We start from the raw sequence: 22,742 nt of genomic DNA on the forward strand, positions 1-22,742 counted from the left end.
GCGCTTGTATAACTATAGTACCGGTTCTTTTTATAATTTTTATTCATTTTCCTGATTTTTCTAATAAAATACAGCAGTCCATTCTAAATGAGCCAGGACACGTTCATAACAACAATTATCATCACCTGTCTACCAGAGCTGGCAATACAGAAGATGAATTTTCTATTCATTACGACTAGACATAATCTTACTTTTGGTGCATTTCGTGAAATTTTATTTAAAATATCAGGCACTTTTTTACCGTATGCTTGTTTTTTGGCTTTTTATAATGCATGTAGGTACCGAGATGAGAAAATTTAGGAAAAAAGAGAAAAATACCTGAAGCATTGCCTGAAAACACCAAAACTCATCATATGAGCATAAGGTTGTGGTTATCTGCTCCAAGTATCCTCTCTACTAAATTCGCGCGGTATCAAAGATTTTTATGTCTTTGCAAGAGCAGAGAGAAAGGGATACATAACATGAACGAGAATACAATCGAGCTAAATGATTCAGACCTCGAGGATGTAAATGGAGCCTGGATTGGTCGTCATCACCACTTCGGCGGCTATGGCTATGGCTATGGTGGCTATATCGGTGGCTGCGGCAATGTCGGCTATGGTGAATATATCGGTGGCTGCGGCAATGTCGGCTATGTCGGTGGCTGCGGCAATGTCGGCTATGGTGAATATATCGGTGGCTGTGGCAATGTCGGCTATGCCGTCGGTGGCTGTGGCAATGTCGGCTATGCCGTCGGTGGCTGTGGCTACTCCTGCTAATTGCAGCTTGTGACAACTATGGCTAATGCATAGTTGCTTGCCCAGGCCCCATTGGTGCCGAAGCAGTCCTTAAGGATGACATGTGTAATCATCCTTAAGGATCCTAGCAATGCATATATATGCTTGCGACCATAAATCTACTGTATTAGCGGCACTAAACCATACCTTGATGGAACACATAAATATCCAGCAAGGCAAAGTAAAAAATATTAACATACTATTCTTTACACACATGAAAGGACACATAGCATGACTATTGACATTACACGCGCCTGGAAAGATGCTCAGTATCGGGATTCACTCACCAGCGAGCAGTTAGCTCAGATCCCTGCAAATCCAGTTGGATCATTTGAATTAAACGATGGCGATCTGGCTAACATCAACGGCGCTACCAGCATCGGGACACCAGTTGCCAGCACCAGCAATAGCAGTTCACTGCTGGGTGTTAATCTGAACGTCGGTGGCTGCTGTAGCACCGCTGGCTACGCGCAGGATGCTTGCTGTGGTACTGTAACTGGTAGCGCCTATCAGGGTGGACGCTGGCATTTATCCTATGTCTATGATGACTCCGGCAGCAGTTGCTGCAGCACAGGTGGCTATACCACTGGCGGTTGCTGCTAATACACATTGGACAGCAAACGTTGCTTTACTTCAAGAGGCATAAGTGATTACCTCTCAATAAAGTAAAAGAATTAATCCAATGGCCGCATCATGTTTCATCCCATGATGCGGCACTGATAACTACGCAGATCCTTCTTTCGCCACTTATAATCCATGAGATTGTTTTTATGATTACAACTTTGTGTAGTAGATCATGCATGTATGGCACTATGAGTATTCAGGATGCCTGATGGGAATAAAATATGATGAAACAAATTTTGTCTTCACAGGAAGAACAGGATGGTTATCAAGCGAGCTGGTATCGTGCCCTGAGTTTAACTGAACGAGCAATCATACTGCAAAAGGCTATTCCCGAAGTGGATCCAGCCTTACAAGAGACCGCTGATAAACGCTTTCAACGCTGGAAAGAACAGCCTCCTTTCAGTAAAGGATCCTATTTTTCACAACGCCTGGCTATAGACGAGCTAACGGAAGAGGATCTCTTAATCCTCCTCGCTGAGTCAACCGATGGATTGCGAACCAGACTGGCTGAAACTGCTGCGCTTCCCTGGCTAACCACAATCATCGATACATTTAAACACTACAATCCTGAGACGGCGCTCTTGCGCACCTATCGACCAGCGCAAAAAATCAATAATCCACTGGCCTTTCTGGATACCATTGAGCCTTTGATCAATGACGGACTGGTGCGCATTAAAGCAGGTATCCAGGTACTCACACAGGCATATACTGTTCTCCCTTTTGATCCAGAACGGGTGCTCCCACTGACGCTATCCCATATACCGGATCGTTTGCTGCCCAAATTAATGAAGACATTTGTCCTGGAACTCAATATTGCCCGCATGCAGGGCCATTTACAGGGCGAGACGGCCGAAGAACGCTTCTTCCATTTTATCGAGCTGCTCTCGCAACCTGAGAATATTCTATCGTTCTTCGAAGAATATGTGGTACTGGCACGCCAGCTGGTCGAGTCTATCGATATGTGGGTGGATTATGAGTTGGAGTTGCTTACACGTCTGTGTGATGATTGGCCTGAAATTCAAGCCACCATGGCACCGGCACAAGAGCCCGGACGCCTGGTAGATATTCAGGCTGGACAGGGTGATACACATAAAAAGGGACGTAGTGTCACCGTACTGGTATGGGAATCTGGCTTCCGGATCGTCTACAAACCGCGTTCGCTGGCTGTCGATGCGCAGTTTCAAGAGCTTTTGCGCTGGCTTAATCAACACGGCTGGCAACCAGAATTCCAGACCATCAACTTTGTGAACAAGGTAACGCATGGATGGGTGGAATTTGTCGCAGCCAGAACATGTACATCACAGGATCAACTACAACGTTTCTATCGTCGGCAGGGAGGCTATCTGGCGCTACTCTATGCGCTGGCCGCCACGGACTTCCATGCGGAAAACGTGATCGCCGCGGGTGAGCATCCTATCCTGATCGATCTTGAAGCGCTATTTCATCCCTACATGAGCAGCGAAATAGCAATGCAGAAACAAGGACCAGCTATTCAAGCGCTGGACCATTCAGTCCTGCGAATTGGACTCCTCCCCCAGCGTATCTGGTCCAGCGCACGAGGCGAGGGCATCGATATCAGTGGTCTGGGGGGTGCAGCCGGACAGTTGACGCCGATTCCAGTCGCCAGGTGGGCAGATATCGGAACCGATAATATGCAATTGCGCCTGGAACATGTTGCGATCACACTGGGAAACCATCGGCCAACGCTCGCAGAACAAGATGTTGATCCACATAGCTTTTGTGACGAGATTATCGCTGGCTTTCGACGTGTGTATCAATTGCTACAACACCACCACCAGGAATTACTAACCGAGGTATTACCACGCTTCGCTCAGACTGATGTCCGCTGCCTGGTACGCGCAACTGGTTACTATGCCATCTTAATCAACAACAGCTTCCATCCCGACATCCTGCGTGATGCGCTGGAGCGCGACCGCTACTTTGATCGTCTGTGGATACAGGTTGAAGAGGAAGCATTATTGGCCAGGATCATTCCCATGGAACGCCAGGATCTTATGAGGGCCGATGTGCCGATTTTTACCACGCAGCCAGCTTCACTCAATCTTTATAGTAGCCAGGGTGAAATGCTCACTAACTTCTTTGAGGAGTCCGGTTTAAGCGTGGCCACGCGCCAGATCCAGGCCATGGATACCCAGGATCTGGAACGGCAAGAATGGATGATCAAAGCAGCATTCGCCAGCCTTGCTCCTGTAGCGGATCGCCAGCTTACACGGCTGCTCCATTTAGCTGCGACAGGTCCAGCGGCCACAAAGACTGACTTGATAGCCGAAGCCACGCGGATCGGAAAGCGCATCGTGGAGACTGCGCTACAGTCTGAAGAGAGCGTTGAATGGCTGGAACTCCTCCAGGTAGGCGAACAGGAATGGCAGGTCACGTTTAGTGATGGCGATCTTTATGCCGGGACGGCAGGTATGACCCTCTTCCTGGCTTATCTGGGTAACATCACAGGAGATACACAGTTTACCAGCCTGGCGCGTAAAGCCCTGATGACAACCCACGCTAAATTTCAATCACGCGTCAAAGACAGACAGGATATCCGGCTCGGCGCATTTAATGGTATTGGAGGCTTCATTTACCTGCTGACACAGCTAGGAATACTCTGGGATGAACCTGAGCTCCTGCGAGATGCAGAGCAGCTGGCATGTCAGCTTCCAGGCTGGATCGCGCAAGATGTACTATTTGACATCAGTGGTGGAACCGCCGGTTTTCTGGTGGTCTTGCTCAGCCTCTATAAAGTCTATCCAACAGATCACCTGCTCGAAGTGGCACTGCAATGTGGAGAGTACCTGCTTACCCACACACGCTCAACCCCAGAGGGTATTGGCTGGGGTTTTCCAGCCGATAAAGCACCATTAACTGGCTTCTCGCGAGGCGTAGCCGGAATCGCCATGAGCCTTTTTCAACTTGCCGCCGTGAGTGGAGAACGCCGTTTCTATGCTACTGCTCTGGCTGCCCTGGAATATGAACGTCAGCATTATTCAGTGGACCAGCATAACTGGTCTGACTTACGCACACTCAAACCACTACCCGCTACTGCCAATCAAACAGAGCCAGATGCTTTGATGGTCGCCTGGTGTCATGGTGCAGCCGGAATAGCCCTGGCCCGCCTGGGATCCCCAGAGGCCTGTCAGGATGCAGAGATTGTCACTGAAATCGAAGTGGCGCTACAAACTGTCCTCTCTGCTGGCTTTGGCGGTAATCACTCCCTCTGTCATGGAGACCTCGGTAATCTCGATATTCTGCTGTGTGCCCAACACATGTCAGATCAGCAAAAATATCAGGCAGACATCGAGCGTCTGACAGCAATACTAGTGCAGAGCATCAAAGTACAGGGATGGATTACAGGAGTACCCGAAGGACTGGAAACGCCAGGACTCATGACCGGCCTGGCTGGCATTGGTTATGCATTACTGAGATTGGCGGCTCCCGCACAAATTCCGTCTGTCCTGCTGCTCGCCGGTACGGGGGGATAATACTTTTATCGGTTTCGTTCGTTTTATGAGATGAAAGATATGAATGAGTCGAGTGCTTGCTTTCCGATCAACATACAATTCAGGGTATATCATTGGTGATGGTTGTTGTTGCAGAAGGTGGTGGGGAAATGCATATCCTTTTTATCTCACGCTATTATTATCCAGAAAAGGCCGCGGCGGCAGTTTGTGTAGGTGAAACGGCTAAACGTCTTATACGCTATGGGCATCAGGTAACGGTACTGACAACGCTTCCCAGCTATCCAACTGGGATTGTACCACCACGCTATCGAGGGCGCTTATTACAGATAGAATTTATCGATGGGGTGCGTGTGCTCCGGACGTGGAGCTATACGAGTGCTAATCGCGGCTTTTTCAAGCGTATCTCCTCCTATCTGTCCTTTGGCTGTCTGGCGGCACTAATCGGCAAGAAAGCATTGGGAACACCGGACCTGATTATTGTGGGATCCCCGCCATTATTTAATGTGATTGCCGCCCATCTTCTCACATGGTTTCTGCATGTGCCTTTTATTTTCTGGGTAGCTGATCTCTGGCCCGAGTCCGCAGTTCAACTCGGCATACTCCATAATCCTATCTTGATCAAAGTAGCTGAATGGCTGGAATGGCAAACCTATCAACGTGCGAGCCTGGTCTGGGTGGTCACGGAGGGGATGCGGACAACATTGCTGCGGCGCGGACTACGGTCGGAGAAAATCTTTTTGCTGCCGAATGGTGTTGATACCGCACGCTTCTATCCAATCTCCCAGACAGATGCCCGGCGGCAACTGGGCTGGCCCGACATGTTTACGGTGCTATATGCCGGCACTCATGGCCTGACCCATGGACTCCATACCGTACTGGATGCGGCGGAGAAACTTCGTGGGCAGGTTGATATCCGTTTTGTATTACTCGGGGATGGTGCTGAAAAAACCACATTGATGGCAGAGGCAAGCCGGCGGCAATTAACAAATATCCACTTTTTACAGCCTCTGCCCCATGAAGCGATGCCGCTGGCACTGGCCGCCAGCAGCATATGTCTGGCCCACACACGCAAACTTCCCATTTTTGAGGATATGCTGCCCATGAAGATGTTTGAAGCCATGGCCAGTGGCCGTCCACTCCTCCTGGCCCTCAATGGAGAAGCCTGCCGCGTCGCGGTCCAGGAGGCCCGGGCAGGCATCTATTGCGAGCCGGAAAATCCTGAAGCGCTGGCCACTGGCATCTTTTATTTATATACCCACCCGGATACGATGAAACAACTCAGTCAAAATGGGCGCAGCTATATCCAGACACATTTTGATTATGACTACCTCACAGCCAGATTGCATGAACAGTTGCAATTGCTGATCCCGCTATCATCAGCCACGCAACACTGATAGCACGCCTATAGGGCGCGCATGATAGCGGTTAACATGTTGTGGCTAAACGTAGACGTAGACGTAGACGTAGACGGAAATTACTAAAGGGAGCGGAGAAAGGATCATCAACATGAATATGATTTCCTCTCTGGACGCGGATGAGGCGGAAGAAAGCCACTCTATTCCAGGCTCGATGCATGTATGCATGCATGTGATCAGAAACATCCATAGCGATGTCCGGGCCCGACGAACGGCCAGAACCCTGGCACAGGCTGGCTGCCAGGTTACGGTAGTAGATGTAACATCCACACCATTACTGCAAGAACCAGTTAATTTTCCTTATCGTATCCAGCATATCACCGTTGACCCTGATTTTGACAGGACACGTTTTGCGCAAGGAACGTGGCTCAAGGCTCTTTCGATCTTTGTAGATGGTACATGGACCTTACTCAAGCAGCCAGCAGATGTGTACCATGCCTGTGAGTTAACAGCCTTACCCGCTTGCTATCTGGCTGCCCGATTCCGGCGCAAACCGCTGATCTTTGAAGCTTATGAACTACCGCTACAGGATATACCGCATATGACTATGAGCAAGAGTCGACGACTCTGGTATGGCTTGATGAAAATGTGTCTGAAGCATATGCTCACCCGCTGTAGCGCCGTCATAGCCGTCTCGCCTCCCATCATCACAGAATTACAACGACGCTACCATATTTCCAGAGCGATACTGCTGCGCAATATTCCTTGCTATCGCGCAACGCTCAAAACTGATACATTGCGCCAGCAGTTAAAGCTGCCAGCCAGCACACGTATCGCTCTTTATCAGGGCAATTTACAACCTGATCGCGCCCTTGATCGCCTGGTACGGGCCGCCGCATATCTCGAACCTGAAAATATTATTGTGCTGCTGGGACAAAACATCGGGACCACCCGGGCCGAACTTGAACAATTGATTCTGTTACAGAAAGTTCAACAACATGTGAAGATCCTACCCCCTGTACCTTATGAAGAACTGGATACCTGGACGGCTTCAGCGGATATTGGCCTGACAATTATTCCGCTGGATTATACCCGTAACATGAAGCTCTGCCTGCCCAATAAACTATTTGAATATATCCAGGCAGGTTTACCAGTACTGTCCTCCCCCCTGGAAGCCATACAGGATATTCTCGCCACCTATGCAGTCGGCAAAGTCGTCCCTTCACTGGATCCGGCGGAAGTCGGTATAGCCATCAATGCCATGCTCAATGATCCAGCCGAGCTGGCCTGTATGCGTGCCAATGCATTACGGGCCGCGCAAGAGGACTTGAACTGGGAACAGGAAAGTCGGAAATTAATCGGGCTCTATTGCACTATTTAGTCGAGAAGTAGATATTCTTTGTTGACAGTCTGTAAAAACCATCAGTATACTACTATGCAGTATATTCAGGATAGCATGCTATAAAAAAAACAATCGTGAACGCCGCTCACACGATTGAACAGCATACTATTGAACCTGACAGGTCCTATCAGCGTAGAAAAATTTCTACGTACTTATTTTGCATATATGGAGTTTCCGATGACCATCATTAAAGATACCCTGAAAAATGAAGCCGGGCAAGAAGTCACCATGTATATTGAGGTCGATAATACACATCCCGGCCAGGCGATGCGTGGTTCTGATCCTTATGGGGCCACCAGAGGGATTCCCCAACAGGCTCAGGAATTATTCACAAAAGCCATGGGCCTGATTCACCTCTGCGCCGAACAGGTTTCTGAGAGTGTCGCCAATATTTCAGAGCAAGCACGCCCGGAGGCCTTCGAGGTCCAGTTCTCCGTAAAAATCGACGCAGAAGTCGGCGCCGTCCTCGCTAAATCAAGTAGCGAGGCACAGCTGGCCGTCACACTGAAATGGGGCAAAACAGAAAAATAAGTAGCGCCTCGTACCGGCAGCGCTGGTCGCCAATACTTTTCGTTTAGCGATACGTAGAGAGATGGTTCGATGTGACCAGCAAGCACTATGTACGTGGAGAGGGCGCCACACGCGGAGGCCGCACTGCTGCCGTTTGCGCAGGCCAGCGTGCAAGAACGATGCGCAGTGCTGTGGCGCCTACAGGGATCGTGAGTGCCGTGCCGTGGCCTGCTCGCACAGCAACGTGGTAGAAGAGCGCGTGGATCCTCGTACCAGTGCGCCAAGGCTCACGAAACACGATCCGTCTCGGTGTAGGCGCCACAGGCATGCGATGCTCGTTGCGCACCTCGCTCCACCATCACGCCGCATGCCGGCCTCCGCGTGTGGCGCTCTCTCGACGTACGATTTGCTGCTTTTCTTCACAACGTCTTTCGCAGCCACAAAAATCGTTAAACGAAAAGTATTGGCGCTGGTCGCTGCGGCCTGTGGACGAATGTCTGGCCTTCTGGAAGTCACCTCAGTCTTATCAAGCTCTGAATGGTGGCGAGACGTTCGCTCAATTGCGCGCCAGAGTTATGCCCAGGATTGACAAGTTGCTGGCAAGCCATGCAGGCGAGACAATCCTGCTGGTGACACATGCGGTGACTCTCAAAACAATCCTCAGTGCGTTTGATGGTCGCCCATTGGAACGCTTCTGGGAGCCACCCTTTATCCACCCTACGTCTCTCAGCAAGATTGTCATCGAAGATGGTATCGCGACGATTGAGCTTTATGCGGATATCTCTCATCATCAGGTTGATGCATCTGCCCCCGGGCGTGAAAAATAACGCTCAACCTCCTGGTAGGTTCGATCCTTGCGATCGATTGGCTTCCTCCACATGGCAAGGCCCTAATCGGCCGCGAGGGCCGAACCTACCTCGACCCAGGCATCATAGGCGGCCTGACCTCCGGGGATACCAGCAACGATGTTGTTGGCGGTCGTGGATACGATGGGATCACCGCTGGTGACGCGATTGATGCCGGCCCAGCCATCACGCATCCAGACGACACCCTGTAGGATGTCGTCGGTGACATGGGCTTTCGCGGCAAATTGTCCACGCTGGTTGGTGATCAGGATGGGTGTACCGTTGGCGATGGCACGCTGCCGGGCATCCTGTGGATGAATCCATAGTTCTGGTTCGGGATTAGCTTTGGCCAGCGTCGGCAGTGCCTGTCCTTCATCAAAGAAGGAGTGGAAAGCCGTAAGGGTACGGCCCTGGCAGAAGCGTAATGGATAGGCTGCACCTGCTGGCTGTGTATATGTTGGCAGGGGTGATAATCCGGCCTGCTGAGCACGCTCGCTCCAGAATTCGATCTTTTTGGAAGGTGTCTGGAAATTGTGTGCCTGGTAGGCAACATGAGTGAGTCCATTCTTTTGCCAGTAGCCTCCGAGCCGTTGCAGTTTAGCCACGGTCAGCGACTCACCACTGTCGGTCTTCTGAGCGGACAGCAACGCATTCACATAATCGTCCTCGTCCTGCCAGGGAAAGAAGGTGTCGAGATGTAACCTTTGCGCGAGCTGGCGCAGGATTGTGATCAGGTTGCGGCACTCGCCAGCTGGCTTGAGGACGCGTTCCATCAGATAGATATGGGTGCCAGTCTGTTTGAGTCCTATGTCTTCTAACCAGGCGGTACCGGGGAGGATCAGGTCGGCGCACTGTCGGGCGGTCGCGTTCATGAAGATGTCATAGGACACGATCAATTTGACTTGAGCCAGGCCGCGAGCCAGCTCATTCGCATCAGCAAAGCTGGAAAGCATGTTGGTACCAAATAGCATGAGTACATCAAGCTGGCCACTGGTCAGGGCCCTGGTGATGCTCGTCATATGGCTGGGGATAGCTGCCTCGTTCGGCATGGCTGGCACCGCATCGGCCAGGACGTCCGCGAGTGCAGTCCCTTCTGGAGAAGCACCATGGCGCTGGCCCAGGCCACCACCCGCGATGCCAAATTGGCCGGTAAGAGCAGGCAGACAGGCAATGGCTCGGGCTGGCTCCCAGCCGTATTGGTGTTTGAACATGGAGCTGCCACCCAGCACAATTACAGCTGGCGTCTCGGTAGCGTAATGGCGCGCCAGCTCACGTATGCGCTCGGGCTCAATGCCGGTAATGCCTGCGGCCCATTCAGGTGTGTATTGTTGTAGATGGTCTTTAAATGCATCAAAGCCGTGGGTATGCTGAGCAATAAACTCCTGATCATGCCAGCCTTCTTGCAGGATACTATGAGCCATAGCCAGGGCCAGCGCGGCATCGCTGCCTGGTGGTATCAAAAAGACTTCATCGGCATGGCTGGAGGCCTCGGTACGACGGGTATCAATCTGAATGATATGGGCACCACGTTTGCGGGCTGCGACGAGATGGGGGGCTAGATCAGGCTGACTGGCAAAGGTTGCGCCCCAGAGAATGATGGTACGCGAGTTGGCGGCCATATCCTGTTTGGTATTGGTCTTGAGCGCCCCGGTTAAGCCTAAGCCATAGCCACCCATGGCCCAACAGACAATCGCGGACACCCAGTTCTGATAACCAGCCAGCCGGCCAAAACGACTGATCAGCGTACCGCCAATCGGACCAGTGGTCCCTGCGCCATGACCACGCCAGAGGCCAACGCGCTCAGGTTGTGTCTGCTGGATTGCATTCACAATCAAGGTATACGCTTCATCCCATGAACATTGCTCCCAACGGTCCTCGCCACGCTCGCCTACACGACGCAACGGATGCAATAAACGTTTAGGATTCTCAAAAATCTCAGCGCTGGCTCGTCCTCGTACACAGAGAAAACCCTGGCTATCCGGATTATGCTGGTCGCCCTTGATGGATATGAGTTTATTGCCCTCGACCTCAGCGGTCATCCCGCACTGGGTCGGCATACAATTCATTGGACACATGGTGGTAATCTGACGCTTTGTAACCATAGATACTCCCTTATCTAGCACTTTTCCAGGTTAGTGTTTACTTCATCCCACCACTTAAGCATAACAGACAAAAACGGCTGCCTCCAACAGCCAATCACATCTGGATTTCGCGGAAAAAAGTATGATTGGATGGCATTTTTTTGCTACCATCCAATCATACGTTGCATGCTTACTCGTCCTGCAGATCTTTGCCGGGACGCAGCTCTTTTTCGTAGCGACCCATGCGCATAGTGACATGCATACCTGCGCGCTCATAGATGCGCTGGGCTCCGGTCAAACTCTGCGAGTCGACGACCAGATTGACAGCTGGACGCTGGCGCTGATAAAAGACCGCGAAGGAATGGTGAAGTAAAGCAGTGCCCAGGCCGTGTTGACGCCATTGGCGGCGCACACCCAGCACGGACACCCAACCTTTGTGCTCTTCCATGTCGCGACAGAGGGCAACGCCAGCAATTTGCTCACCATCCAGCGCGAGAAACCAGAGATCAGGATTGAAGCTCTCGCGCACATGGTGTTTTTTCCATTCTTCAAAGCTCTGTGGAGGATGGGCCCAGTGATCACTAAAACTTTCCTCAGCCACTTCATAGACCCGATAGATATCCTCAAGACTGCCATCACAGGTGCGCAAAACAATGTTGGACGGCCAGGCAGGCGTTGCTGGTGGCGCCGTCAGCACGATCCCCATGCGCAGATAAGCTCGCGTCAATGTATAAGCGAGTTTCTCTAAGAGCTCGATGGATGCGCTGCTGGTGGCGATAATATTATTGACCAGCACCAACCGTGTGCCCATGGGTTCCTGCTGCACGATTTCTGCGGCACGGGCCTCCATCAACTCGATCAGGGTAGTGCCGATACCATTGTTATAGTGGCGGGGATGCACATAGCCATCCGCGAAAAGGCGGCCGCGCGGCCGCGCAAAAGTCAAAGTAGCATAGCCGCACAGCAAGCCATCTTCAGCAATCACGACCCAGGCATCTCTGGACACATCCAGACTTTGCCAGTCGTTCTCGATATCCTCAATCTGATAGAAATCGGCCTCGCCTGTCTCATGATAATCAAAGTCATAAAGCAACTGAATAATCGCAGGCATATCCGCGCTGGTAGGGTTACGCACACTATAGCCACGACGCAAGTGGGGATACATAAAAACCTCCCTGCTTTTTCTACTAAATGTTCCGCTAAAACAAGTTCGCGGGCAACAAATATTCTTAAGACTTCATCATGCAATTATACCTTGACAACTTTTTGATTAAATGTTAGTCTTTTGCCACAATTAAGACATTTGTATATATAAATAAAACATTCAGGTCACGAGATCCATGCTTACCAGCTACCTGGTTCTTCCTCACATCTAGCTCACCTGAATAATAGAAGTACTCCACATCCATTACAATGCTAGCAGTCACATATATTGCTTTTCAATGAAGGAGCACAAATAATGACCAGCATCAATTATCCTGTTGACAACATGAGATTAACAGCCAGGAAAATACGCGATGACGCTACAAATCATCTCCAGCAACATGAAACACACTGGAGCCAGGTACAGGCCTGTATCTCTCCTCTGCCAGGATTTATGCAGTCCTCCCTCAATCTGGTTTTAAGCAAATATGATCAGCGCTTGCGGCAATCTTTTCAGGCTCAAATGGATTATGCGACCTGGTTAGAAGGAGCTGCTAATACTATGAATGGCCTGGATCTGGATGTTTCAAAATCATTTAAGGGTTTTTCCTTCTAAAGAATTTGCCACGGCTTAGAATTATAAAGGAATATATTCGTGAGTGCACTTGATACAATCCTTAAATGGATTTCGCCCATCCTGAGCCCATTTAATGATCTACCAACCCATCTCAATGCCATGCAACAGAACCATCTCGACTCGGTTAAGAGCTTTCATGGCAACACGACAGCTTTGATGGCGGCGCCCGCCCTGCTCGAACGCTTTTCTGGTCCTGCGGCAGATGTGTCCTTGCAATTTACAGAGGACTTTGTAATCAGCGAGAACTTGATCTCTGGTGTGGCCGCACCAGTGGCGGAAGTGGCGACAGCTACGACGACCTGCGCCACCGAGGTGGAAACCGCAGCCGAAACACTGGCCGCCGCCGCTGAAGGTGAATCCACGGTCCTGGAAGCCGCCGCGGCGCTTGATATAGCCTCTGTCGCGCAAGCAGGACTGGATCCAGTTACGGATATCCCAGGCATTATTCTGACAGTCATTGCGGGTGCGCTAATTATCGGTGCGCTGGTAACTTTTGGTTGGGCCATCTATGATGCGGTCAAGGCATGGGAAAAAATCATCCACGCCAACGACCAGCCATATTCCAATCCACCAAAGGTCAATCCTGTCCAGCCGCCACAAAATAGCCTCACAGATACGCAAGAACAACTGGCAGAAAAACTCTTTAAAGACTTCGGGCATCTGGGTTTATCGCTCGATGATATCCGTGCCATTATCGCCAATAATCCCAATCTGACGGAAGCACAGTTGCGCGCACTGCTTTCAAGGTATGCGGATGTGATTGCGAAAAATCCCACGCTCGTAAAAAACCATGGAGCACTGGCCGTCTTCCAAATGTTTATCGCACTCTCATCCTATGATCCCGCGCATGGCGGAAACTATGCAACGAGAACACCAGTAGCAACCCTGGATGACCTCTTAGCCGGTACCGAAGAGGCCGAGGTGGAAATAGGGGTCATGGAGCAAGGCAAGGCCGCGTGGCCCTTTGTGCCTTCAACCGATCCCTCCTATGAAGCAACCGATGGCAATGGCCAGAAGTGGGATGTCAAAGGCTATCGAACGGTTGATACAAATGGGAATGCGTTTGATCCCGAGCGGGCAATACAAAAGATGCAAAAAGACTTCAATAAAGGTGAGAATGTAATCCTGGATACCAGAAAACTCACGCAAAAAGAAATTGATGATCTCCAGAGAGTGCTCAAGCGAGACGGGCAAGATAACCGCGTCATCTGGTGGCCTGATGAACCAACGCCGCCAGCGCCGCCAACGCCACCGGCTCAACCAACACCAACAAATAAACCAACGCCATAAAGTTGAAGCTTGCGCAGCGGCAGTAAAGTAGCTATGATGCTCTCCATAGAGGTACATATCTTTGCTGCCTGCTAACTGCACCGGTAAAAGGTGCGGCAAGATATACATATATAAAAACAAGTGATGTATGGAGGAATTGCTGATGACCCGACTCATTCCACCAGAATTATTGGCCCGCATAGAGGCCCATGAACTGTGGGTACAGACGCTGAAGGCGGAAGGACAAGAGTTTGCCGCCGGCAAGATGGACTTACATGATCTGGATCTCTCGGGACGCCATTTTTCAAGGATCTCATTGCCGGGTGTGAACCTGGATCAGGCCGTGTTGCGTGGCACCAATATGAGTGATGCGATCTTCACTGAAGCCTCATTTGTGCAGGCTGTACTTGATGAGGCACGCCTGATTAAGACGGATGCTTCAGAATCCCGGTTTGTGCAAGCCAGTATGCACAAAGTGAATGCTGTGCGCGCAGAGTTCATCGCAGCTGATATGCACCAGGCCGATCTAGCGGAGAGCAATTTCAGCTATGTGGATTTCAGTAAAGCCAATCTAGAGGATGTCAACTTCCAGGATACAGATGTGCGCCATGCCTACTTCCACCGTGCCCACGTAGCCCACGCCAACTTCACCGGAGCAGCTTTCGCGGATACCGCGCTGGCCGGCACGATCGGTATGGAGGATGCCAGAGCCGACTGGATTACCGTGGGTGAAGAGAAAGCTCCACGACGCCTGGAAGGTGAACAGGCCCGTGAATGGCTGCTGGCAGAGGCCGCCAAACCACTCCCAGCATGGTTCGTGAAAACGTTCGGCAACTGATAAATTACATGGTGCCAGCGTCCCATCAAACAACATAATCCCCAAAAATGTAAGTGGCCCACCTATCAGGCGGGCCGCTTCGTTTATGTGCTGTGGTGTTATGTTAATCAAAGTGAGACATCTAAACACCCCTTTCATTTAATCTAATTTCAAGTGGTTAACCTGTCATGCTTTTTACAGCCCAAAAGGATGTATTAACATGCTTATACCCTTGCTCTTTAGTTATATGGATAAAAGGCATTTGGAGAAACATGTATTGCTTGCCAAAGGTTAATATGAGCAAAACTAAGAACAAAAAAAGCAACAACTAAAAGGGTTAGCACAATCATAATGGCCAAAGCGAGCATTTGTTTGTTGCGAAGAGCGAGCATCATGGGAGTATCCTTTCAATTTGTAAAACAATGTATTCCAAGCACTCAGGAATACTAATGATGAGTTAACCACAATTAAGTATTCTAACAAACCTGGGTTTACTTCTATCCTCTACTAGATCAGATAGAGTGAAAGCTAATTGTAACGATCTAAGCAACTCTCTTTATCAGTCGTTACTTGATGCTTAAAATATACATGGTTTTAGTGCAAATCATGGTCTATTTTGTCCATAATTCACGTGATTAGTTCTCTAGTAAATGGGAGAAAGAGATTGCTTGTTTCGATGGAGGTCATCAAAAGCAAAGGTGTGGATACCAATTTGGTGGGGAGGTACTATTTTTGTATGGAGGTCGCAAAAAACTGGTATGTTATAACATATCAGTTGCAAGAAGGATTTATTATTTCCCTTTTGCAAGAAATATAATTGCTATTAGAAATTCATCCTATTTCCTCTAAACGCCACATAATTATATTTTCTAGTAATCTACACCTTCATCGATTTACCAAGCTAAACTTAAAAATTTCATTTTTATAAATTTTTAAATCAATAATCGCATTTGCAGCTTCAAATATCCTATTCGCTTCTTCTATGTAAGCAAGTCCTTTTTTATGTCTACTTCCATTCTTATCTTTTTCTTGTAACAGCAAAAATCCATATTGACGTAATATACGACCGTATTCTAAGCGCATATCATTTTTGTGTACGCTAGTTAGTGCCTGCTCATAATATTGCTCAGCTAGGTCAATTTGCTGCTTAGTAGCAAAAATATCACCTAACATATACTGTGCTTTGACTATTAACCAGATGGACTCAGATTTCTTAGCTTCAATCAAGGCTTGATTCGCCAGCTGATAGGATTGCCCCAAATCTCCTAATAGCAGAAAAACTTGAGAGAGTGCAATATGGCCTTCAATATTTGTTTCTGATTCAAGGCTACGTTGTAAAAGAGCATGCTGGAGAGTCCTCTGCGCGCGCTGAAGTAATCTATCTCTTTCTGAGAGTGGTGAACCTCCATCTAAACTCATACTTTGTGCTTGGCAAAGGCGTAATTCACCCAACGTAACAAGAGCTAAACCAAGACAAGGTGTAATATGTTTACTTCGAACTAACTTCATAGAGTAAAGCAAAGCACTTTTAGCATCTGATAATTTATCTTGAGCTTGTAAAGATCCAGATAAACATGTATACCACCAGCTCATAGATAAAGGGTCTTGCAGGCTCTCGACAGTAGATATAGCCTTTTTAAATTCATTTTCTGCTTCTTCCAAATTACCCATACGTGTATAAAGCATTCCTTGGTTTCCTAATACAAACGCAATGAGAGGAAATTCACCCATCCTTTCAGCAAAGCTTAGAGATTTTCGTAGAGCCACTTGTGCCTGAGAATGTTCGGAAATCCTCAAATACAAGTCACCCATATTACAACTAATAATGGCAACCTCTCTGACACAATTATATCTCTCAGAAATAGCTAAAGCTTTTTTCAAATGCTCTAAAGCTTCTGCATAACGACCTGTAGCAATTTCAATGTTGCTTAGTAAGATGTAAATACGACCCAAATCAACTGGATCACCGGCAATGGTACGGCTTATACGATTTGAGTGGGCTTCATGTTGAGTAATATCACGTTGAAGATTCACATTACCCTCGAATAATTGTAGGGCTTCTTGAGCTAATTTATAGGCTTCTTGATAAGCACCTTCTCGCAACTTAATATGGCTTTGCTGATAACGTAAATATGCCAGCGCAGTACCATCCAAAATATCAGCGTCTATTAACATTTGCTCACCCTGGGAATAACAATTCTGCGCTTTTGAAGTATCACCTATGTTGTACCAAGCCTTTCCTATTTCAACCCAAATTAATGTGTTAAATTGAGTTTCATAAGAATACTGATCACTTGAGTAACTCTCCATCTCCAGAGAATTTATCGCTAAAATACGCTCATAAAGTTGACGGGCTTCATTAGGCTTTCCCTGTATGCTCATACACTCACCAAGGACGCCTAAAAGACGTATTAAATGCTTATTCTCAGCAGTACTATGAACCGAATGGTTAAAACTGCTTTCTAAATATTTCAAAGCCAACGTAAAATTTTTCTCTGCTTCAGGATATGATGAAATTCCATATGCATAATTACCCGCCAGCTCTGCGTATTCAACAATCAGTTCGTTATCCGCTCCACCTTTTACCAGATGATAGGTAATGGTGGCTGCCTCCTTAGCTTCGCGGTTTTTATACATCTTGCGGAGGACTTCAGCGGCTTTGCGGTGCTGGCTGGCACGGCGGGCGGCTGAGGAGCGGTCGTAGAGGTAGGTGGAGAGCAGGGGGTGCCAGAAGTGGTAGGTGATTCTGGTACCGGTGCCTTCTTCGGTGAGCATGCCGGAGTTGAGGGCTTCTTCGAGGAGTTCAAGGACGAGGTCTTCGCTGTCCTGGATGTTGCCTCTGGCTTCCATTTCGCTGATGACCTGGAATTCAAAGGAGCCGCCCAGTACGGCGGCTTTGCCGAGGAGTTGCTGGCAGCGTTCACTGAGGCGCGCCATACGCAGGGCCAGTACGGCGTTGATGGTGTCGGGCAGGATGTCGTTGCCGCTTTTGGCCAGGGCTTCCAGCGAGGGCAGGTTTTCGACGACGCTACGGGCCAGTTCTTCGGCGAAGAAGGGGTTGCCGGCCGCACGGTTGGTGATCTTTTCAATCATGGGTTCAGGCGCATGCGAGACCTGCGAGACAAGCGAGGTGATATGGTCGGAGCTCAGGAGTTCCAGCGAGATGGTCTCTACGGCGTTCTCGCGGCGTAGATCGGTCAGTAATGGTTTGAGCGGGCTGTTGTGCTCTAATTCGTTTTCACGGCAGGTACCGACGATCACAATGGGATAACCATAGGTACGGCGCGCCAGGTAGGCGAGCAATTCACAGCTACTGCTATCGGCCCATTGCAGGTCGTCGAGCGCGATCAATAGCGGGGTACTCTCACTAATCAGGGTCAGCAGCTCACGGGCAGCCTCCCAGAGACGCAACTGCTCCTGCTCCGGGGAGAGCGAGGAGGGGAAGTTGACGGTGGATAAGAGATCATGGATCTCAGGTAGCAGGGTCCCAAGCGGCTGAAAGACCAGTGGCCGCCGCTTGACTTCCTGGCGCTGCCAGACTCCCTGGTCCATAGCTTTACGCAGCACTTCGGTCCACAGGCGATATGGGATATTACCTTCCTGCGCATAGACACGACTCCAGGCGACCGCCCAGCCTTTCTTCTTGGCGTCCCGGCCCAATTCCTCGGCCAATCGCGTCTTGCCGATACCAACATCCCCCATCAGCAGCACACATTGGGCCCGCCGATTAGGATCCAGGCTGGCCACTGTCGAACGGCGCTGGGATCCCAGGCGGAAACGCGCCGTCTGCTCAGTCGCGGTAATCAGGTCTCGCAACTGATTCAGCTCCTGCTGGCGTCCAACCAGCGGACTCTGATGGGTACGGCCAATCTGGACGGCCGGGGCATCATTCACTGCCAGCGTCGGGTTCGCCAGATCGCGCACCTTATCATCCACCACGGAGCTATCGTTCGCGGGCGTTTCTTTATTGTTACCACGGAACAAATCTTCATACAGCTTACGCGTATCTGGCAGCGGCGTAATCCCATATTCTTTCTGCAAGACTCCAGCCAGTTTTTTATACGCACGCAACGCCTCACCACGGCGGCCCAATTTCTCCAGCACAATCATCAAGCGCTGTACACCAGCCTCGTTCGCGGGATCCACCGATATCAATTTATCCAGAGGCTCAATCGCCAGCGTCAGGGCATCGCGATTAATCATCAGGTCAGCCAGTTCCAGTAACAGTCCGATCCAGCTACGCTGCAAGGACTCACGGCGCAGACGTGTCCACTCATTGCGCTGATCTTCAGGCAAAAACTCCTCGCCATACAGGTTCGCAGCCTCTTTCAGCAGATTCTCTTTGGTGCCAGGATCCAGCTCATCTTTGGCCTCATGAGCTTTCGTAATCAACTGCTCAAAGACATCCGCATCCACCCAGATCTTTGAGGAATCAGCCAGCGATAATATTTCTCGCTCGGTTAACAGCAAAGGAGAGGTCGCCAGACGATTACGTCCTGGCTCAAATACCTGACGCAGACTATAGACCGCTCGATCCAGACGACCACCAGCGATGTCTGCATCTAGCTCTGGCCAGAGGGCATCCATCAACTGCTCACGACCCAACTTACGTCCGCCCACACTGACCAGACAGCCCAGCAGAGCCCGCACACGCTGCTGCTTCCAGGCCGAATCTGTCACCGTCTGCCAATCCCGAGAATCACGTGGATCGCGGCGCTCCAGGCGAAACTGTCCCAGAGTATAGATACGGATCATCGTCTGATCTTTTTCAGCCGCCTGGGCGGCCGCCGCTGGCTGATTGCCAAGGCGCTCCGCTTCTTTGTCCGCCGGCAAATGTTTGCCAATATATGTACGGGTCGTACGCCCGTCTACAGTCTGGTAAGCATACCAATAAGGACCATGACCAACACCTTCACGGCACCGCTTACAACGAGGTTTTCCACAATAACTAACCTGCTGATGATACGTAACCTTATCATTCATCACATCTACTCCTGACTTCTCAGTTAAGGCTAAATAAATGTCGCCACCTGGTCGGGCCCTTAACTGAAAAGGTTGTTTTCGTGAAAGGGATGATCACGGGCAAAATATGATCACTACAAAGACGAACGATACTCCCACGAGATCAAATCGCTACCAAAAGGAAGTATACAGCCTGTTAAATAAAACATCATCATTGCAGAAAAATTGCATTAAAATTTCATTAACATTGTCCAGCAAAGAAAGGTTTCTGTTCATACAATTGTAACGAATTAAAGCCGTTGATGCAATGTAAGCGGACAAAAAAGGTATAAAAAGAGAGTCTTTTTCAAATAGTGCGAGAAAGACATGTAGTAGTGGTCATAGCACTATTAAAAAGACTCTCAACAAGTCAACTCATGCAGAGAGTGTTTTTAGTGTATGGATTTATCTTTCGTCGGGTATGTTTTGATGGCTTGTTAAGGTATAAGGTCAGCATATAGTATCAATTACATTTCATCAACAAAGAATGACAAAAGGGATATATATATCCCCCACCCCTCGCCGCCTGCGGCGGCGGGGGTGGGGGGATTGGCGGGGCGCAGCCCCGCGCCCCAGGTTAAGGGCGGCCGCCCTTAACAATCCCGCTTTGGGTTGCAATGTTACTAGCACTATCAGGGGCTGGAGCTTTTTGCAATGTTGTTTTTGGGTATGGGTTAGTCTTGCAGGAAGACTACATAGCGGCCCTGGAAGGTTACGGATAAGGTGTTGCTTTCGTGGATTTCGGCTTGCAGTTCCAGGCGTGCTTTTTTGTGGGTGCGTAGCATTTTGTCGAAGCGGATTATCTGGGCTGCGGGTGGGCGATAGCAGATGGCAGAGAAGTCTTGTTTGACGGGTCTCAGGTATTTGCATGAGCTGTCTTGAATGACTATTTCGCCGGATAATTTGCTTTCCTGGAGTACGAACCAGGCCATGCTCCATCCGGCTAGTGTTAGCAGGGCACTTAAGCTGCCACCAAAGGCGGTGCCAGCGTGGTTCACATTTTCGGCCAGGGGAGCGTCCAGGCGCAATGCGTGCTCGTTGTAGGCTCCTACGGTCAGGTGCAGATGTTTGGTAATCGGTATTTCTTTATAAAGTAGAGCCTGTAGCTCCTGTAATTGATCTGTTATCAAGCCCATTGCCTTCCTCCCCCAATCAAACACTGATATATACAGTGTACCTTTTTTAAAGGTGCTAATCAAATGAGCAAGCTCCTCAATGTACCGGCAGCGCTGGTCGCCAATACTTTTCGGTTAGCGAGACGTTGAGAGATGGTTCGACGTGACGAGCAAGCAAGGTGTACGTCGAGTGGGCGCCACACGCGGAGGCCGCACTGCTGCGTTTGCGCAGGCCAGCGTGCAAGAACGACGCGCAGTGCTGTGGCGCCTACAGGGATCGTGTGTGCCGTGGCCTGCTCGCTCTGCAACGTGCTGGGAGAGCGCGTGGATCATCCCCGTACCTTTTCGGAGAGGATCACGAAACAGGATCCGTCTCGGTGTAGGCGCCACAGGCATGCGATGCTCGTTGAGCCCCTCGCTCCACGATCATGCCGCATGCCGGCCTCCGCGTGTGGCGCTCACTCGGCGTATGATTCGCTGCTTTTATGTACAACGTCTTTCGCAGTCCCAAAAGGACTTCACCAAAAAGTATTGGCGCTGATCGCAGTGACCAGCACTGCCGGTACATACTATCTCCCCTGCTGGAGGCCATTGATTGCAAGGGTTGAATTTAGTGGGCCTGGGGGGCGTATTGTTCGATGTTGCGTATCATGGCTGGAATCCATTTTTTGGATTCGGGTAGGACGTACATGGCTTCGGCAAGTGTCCAGCGGATACTGGTGATCAGGATGCAGACGGCACCAAGCGCGATTTGCCAGTCGAGGGAACGACTGAGCATAGGCTGGATGCAGTCGTAGGTACGTGACCAGTGTCTGACTTCGCTTTCGTAGGCTGCGATGATCTGGTCCGGCGCTACTTTGCGAAAGGCTCCGGCATGGACAAGGCTGTACATGTCACCCAGGTAGGGACTGATATATGCCATGGCCCAATCGACCGGGACCAGGGTGTCGTCGCTAATGATCAGGTTCTTGACATGGTAGTCATTGTGGCACAGGACGGCTGGTAGGTCGGTATAGAGTGCTTGTAGCTGGGCGGGCAGCCAGGCAGATACGGAGGTCAGGATGGCCTTTTTTTCCGTGTCTAGTTCTTCATGCTGCAACAAATAGTCGAGCGCCTGGATATAATAGTCCGCCGTCACTCCATATTGCTCGGCCAGCGCTGGTGGTATCTTTTGCAGTTGTACTAAAGAGGCACAGCGCAGCCGGGCCAGTACGCGTGCCGCCTCCAGGAAATGCGCGGTACCCGGCTGCTGTTCAAGCGTCTCCAGGCCTACATCTTCTAAGATAAACAACTGCTCTGCTTCAGCCTGCCAGTATGAATGGAGTTGCGGGCGGGGAGCATGCAGCGGTCCCAGCACTTCTTGATAAAGTGGCAATTCTATCGCCATGGAGCCATGACTACGCTTCGCAATCCATGTCTCTCCCATACGAGTAGTCATACGCCAGACTTCTGAGAGCCCCCATTGACGCAACAAATCCCAGTGGACCGTCTCCGCCACCAGGGGAAGTTGCCAGCTATAACGACGCCAGGGCAGTGGAATAGTATGTATGTTTTGCATATATTTTCTCATCATATGGATAACAAAATGCAGCACTACCAATGATAGTATAGACGATGTTTTCAGCCAGTAGCAATGAATAAACTAATGGTCTACATCCAATAAGTAGACGAAGTACATTTGTGGCTGATAAAAG

At 50.0% G+C, this 22,742-nt stretch carries 17 protein-coding genes; 10 read left to right on the top strand and 7 right to left on the bottom strand.

From position 1 onward, the window contains the following. Window positions 1–461 precede the first annotated feature (461 nt). The 6 genes from KDW_RS18230 to KDW_RS18255 all read left to right on the top strand — a co-directional run bounded on the left by KDW_RS18230 (window position 462) and on the right by KDW_RS18255 (window position 8,161). Window positions 462–758 (top strand): hypothetical protein, encoded by a 297-nt coding sequence (locus KDW_RS18230; protein WP_198925360.1) that lies wholly within the window; start codon window positions 462–464, stop codon window positions 756–758. A 249-nt stretch (window positions 759–1,007) separates the two neighbouring features. After that, window positions 1,008–1,379: a mersacidin/lichenicidin family type 2 lantibiotic gene (locus KDW_RS18235; RefSeq protein ID WP_151757419.1), complete on the top strand. Its 372-nt coding sequence runs from the start codon at window positions 1,008–1,010 to the stop codon at window positions 1,377–1,379. A gap of 242 nt (window positions 1,380–1,621) precedes the next feature. Further along, complete coding sequence (locus KDW_RS18240) at window positions 1,622–4,894, top strand: type 2 lanthipeptide synthetase LanM family protein (protein WP_151757420.1); 3,273 nt, start codon at window positions 1,622–1,624, stop codon at window positions 4,892–4,894. Window positions 4,895–4,992: 98 nt separating this feature from the next. Then, window positions 4,993–6,267: a glycosyltransferase family 4 protein gene (locus KDW_RS18245; protein WP_151757421.1), complete on the top strand. Its 1,275-nt coding sequence runs from the start codon at window positions 4,993–4,995 to the stop codon at window positions 6,265–6,267. Between the two features lie 112 nt (window positions 6,268–6,379). Further along, entirely contained in the window at window positions 6,380–7,609 is a 1,230-nt protein-coding gene (locus KDW_RS18250) for a glycosyltransferase (protein WP_151757422.1), read from the top strand. A gap of 198 nt (window positions 7,610–7,807) precedes the next feature. Next, window positions 7,808–8,161 carry a CU044_2847 family protein gene (locus tag KDW_RS18255; protein WP_151757423.1) on the top strand — a complete coding sequence of 118 codons (354 nt, stop codon included), beginning with the start codon at window positions 7,808–7,810 and terminating at the stop codon, window positions 8,159–8,161. A gap of 85 nt (window positions 8,162–8,246) precedes the next feature. Here the strand turns inward: KDW_RS18255 and KDW_RS18260 are convergent, their stop codons facing one another. Then, window positions 8,247–8,468: a hypothetical protein gene (locus tag KDW_RS18260; protein WP_151757424.1), complete on the bottom strand. Its 222-nt coding sequence runs from the start codon at window positions 8,466–8,468 to the stop codon at window positions 8,247–8,249. On the opposite strand from KDW_RS18260, the gene KDW_RS18265 reads away from it, so the two are divergent. Continuing rightward, window positions 8,467–8,967, top strand: a complete 501-nt coding sequence (locus KDW_RS18265; RefSeq protein WP_151757425.1) for a histidine phosphatase family protein — start codon at window positions 8,467–8,469, stop codon at window positions 8,965–8,967. The genes KDW_RS18260 and KDW_RS18265 overlap by 2 nt on opposite strands. 62 nt (window positions 8,968–9,029) lie before the next feature. Here the strand turns inward: KDW_RS18265 and KDW_RS18270 are convergent, their stop codons facing one another. Together KDW_RS18270 and KDW_RS18275 are read right to left on the bottom strand one after the other, a co-directional pair. Next, entirely contained in the window at window positions 9,030–11,087 is a 2,058-nt protein-coding gene (locus tag KDW_RS18270; RefSeq protein ID WP_151757426.1) for a molybdopterin-containing oxidoreductase family protein, read from the bottom strand. A gap of 169 nt (window positions 11,088–11,256) precedes the next feature. After that, window positions 11,257–12,231 (bottom strand): GNAT family N-acetyltransferase, encoded by a 975-nt coding sequence (locus tag KDW_RS18275; RefSeq protein ID WP_151757427.1) that lies wholly within the window; start codon window positions 12,229–12,231, stop codon window positions 11,257–11,259. Window positions 12,232–12,525: 294 nt separating this feature from the next. On the opposite strand from KDW_RS18275, the gene KDW_RS18280 reads away from it, so the two are divergent. The 3 genes from KDW_RS18280 (at window position 12,526) to KDW_RS18290 (ending at window position 14,953) form a co-directional block, all read left to right on the top strand. Further along, window positions 12,526–12,825, top strand: coding sequence for a hypothetical protein (locus KDW_RS18280; RefSeq protein ID WP_151757428.1), 300 nt, complete (start codon window positions 12,526–12,528; stop codon window positions 12,823–12,825). Between the two features lie 39 nt (window positions 12,826–12,864). Next, a complete protein-coding gene (locus tag KDW_RS18285) occupies window positions 12,865–14,136 on the top strand; it encodes a hypothetical protein (RefSeq protein ID WP_151757429.1) in 1,272 nt (423 codons plus the stop codon). Window positions 14,137–14,278: 142 nt separating this feature from the next. Beyond that, window positions 14,279–14,953 carry a pentapeptide repeat-containing protein gene (locus tag KDW_RS18290; RefSeq protein WP_162005365.1) on the top strand — a complete coding sequence of 225 codons (675 nt, stop codon included), beginning with the start codon at window positions 14,279–14,281 and terminating at the stop codon, window positions 14,951–14,953. Window positions 14,954–15,171: 218 nt separating this feature from the next. Here the strand turns inward: KDW_RS18290 and KDW_RS31845 are convergent, their stop codons facing one another. The 4 genes from KDW_RS31845 to KDW_RS18310 form a co-directional block, all read right to left on the bottom strand. After that, the gene (locus KDW_RS31845; RefSeq protein WP_162005366.1) at window positions 15,172–15,327 is read right to left on the bottom strand and encodes a hypothetical protein; all 156 of its coding nucleotides are present in this window, start codon (window positions 15,325–15,327) and stop codon (window positions 15,172–15,174) included. Between the two features lie 490 nt (window positions 15,328–15,817). Continuing rightward, window positions 15,818–19,915 carry a DUF6788 family protein gene (locus KDW_RS18295; RefSeq protein ID WP_151757431.1) on the bottom strand — a complete coding sequence of 1,366 codons (4,098 nt, stop codon included), beginning with the start codon at window positions 19,913–19,915 and terminating at the stop codon, window positions 15,818–15,820. A 692-nt stretch (window positions 19,916–20,607) separates the two neighbouring features. After that, on the bottom strand, window positions 20,608–21,069 hold the full coding sequence (locus KDW_RS18300) for a YiiD C-terminal domain-containing protein (RefSeq protein WP_151757432.1): 462 nt from the start codon (window positions 21,067–21,069) through the stop codon (window positions 20,608–20,610). Between the two features lie 589 nt (window positions 21,070–21,658). Next, window positions 21,659–22,606, bottom strand: a complete 948-nt coding sequence (locus KDW_RS18310) for an aminoglycoside phosphotransferase family protein (RefSeq protein WP_162005367.1) — start codon at window positions 22,604–22,606, stop codon at window positions 21,659–21,661. Window positions 22,607–22,742: the final 136 nt, after the last annotated feature.

Source organism: Dictyobacter vulcani (genome assembly GCF_008974265.1).
GTDB lineage: Bacteria > Chloroflexota > Ktedonobacteria > Ktedonobacterales > Ktedonobacteraceae > Dictyobacter > Dictyobacter vulcani.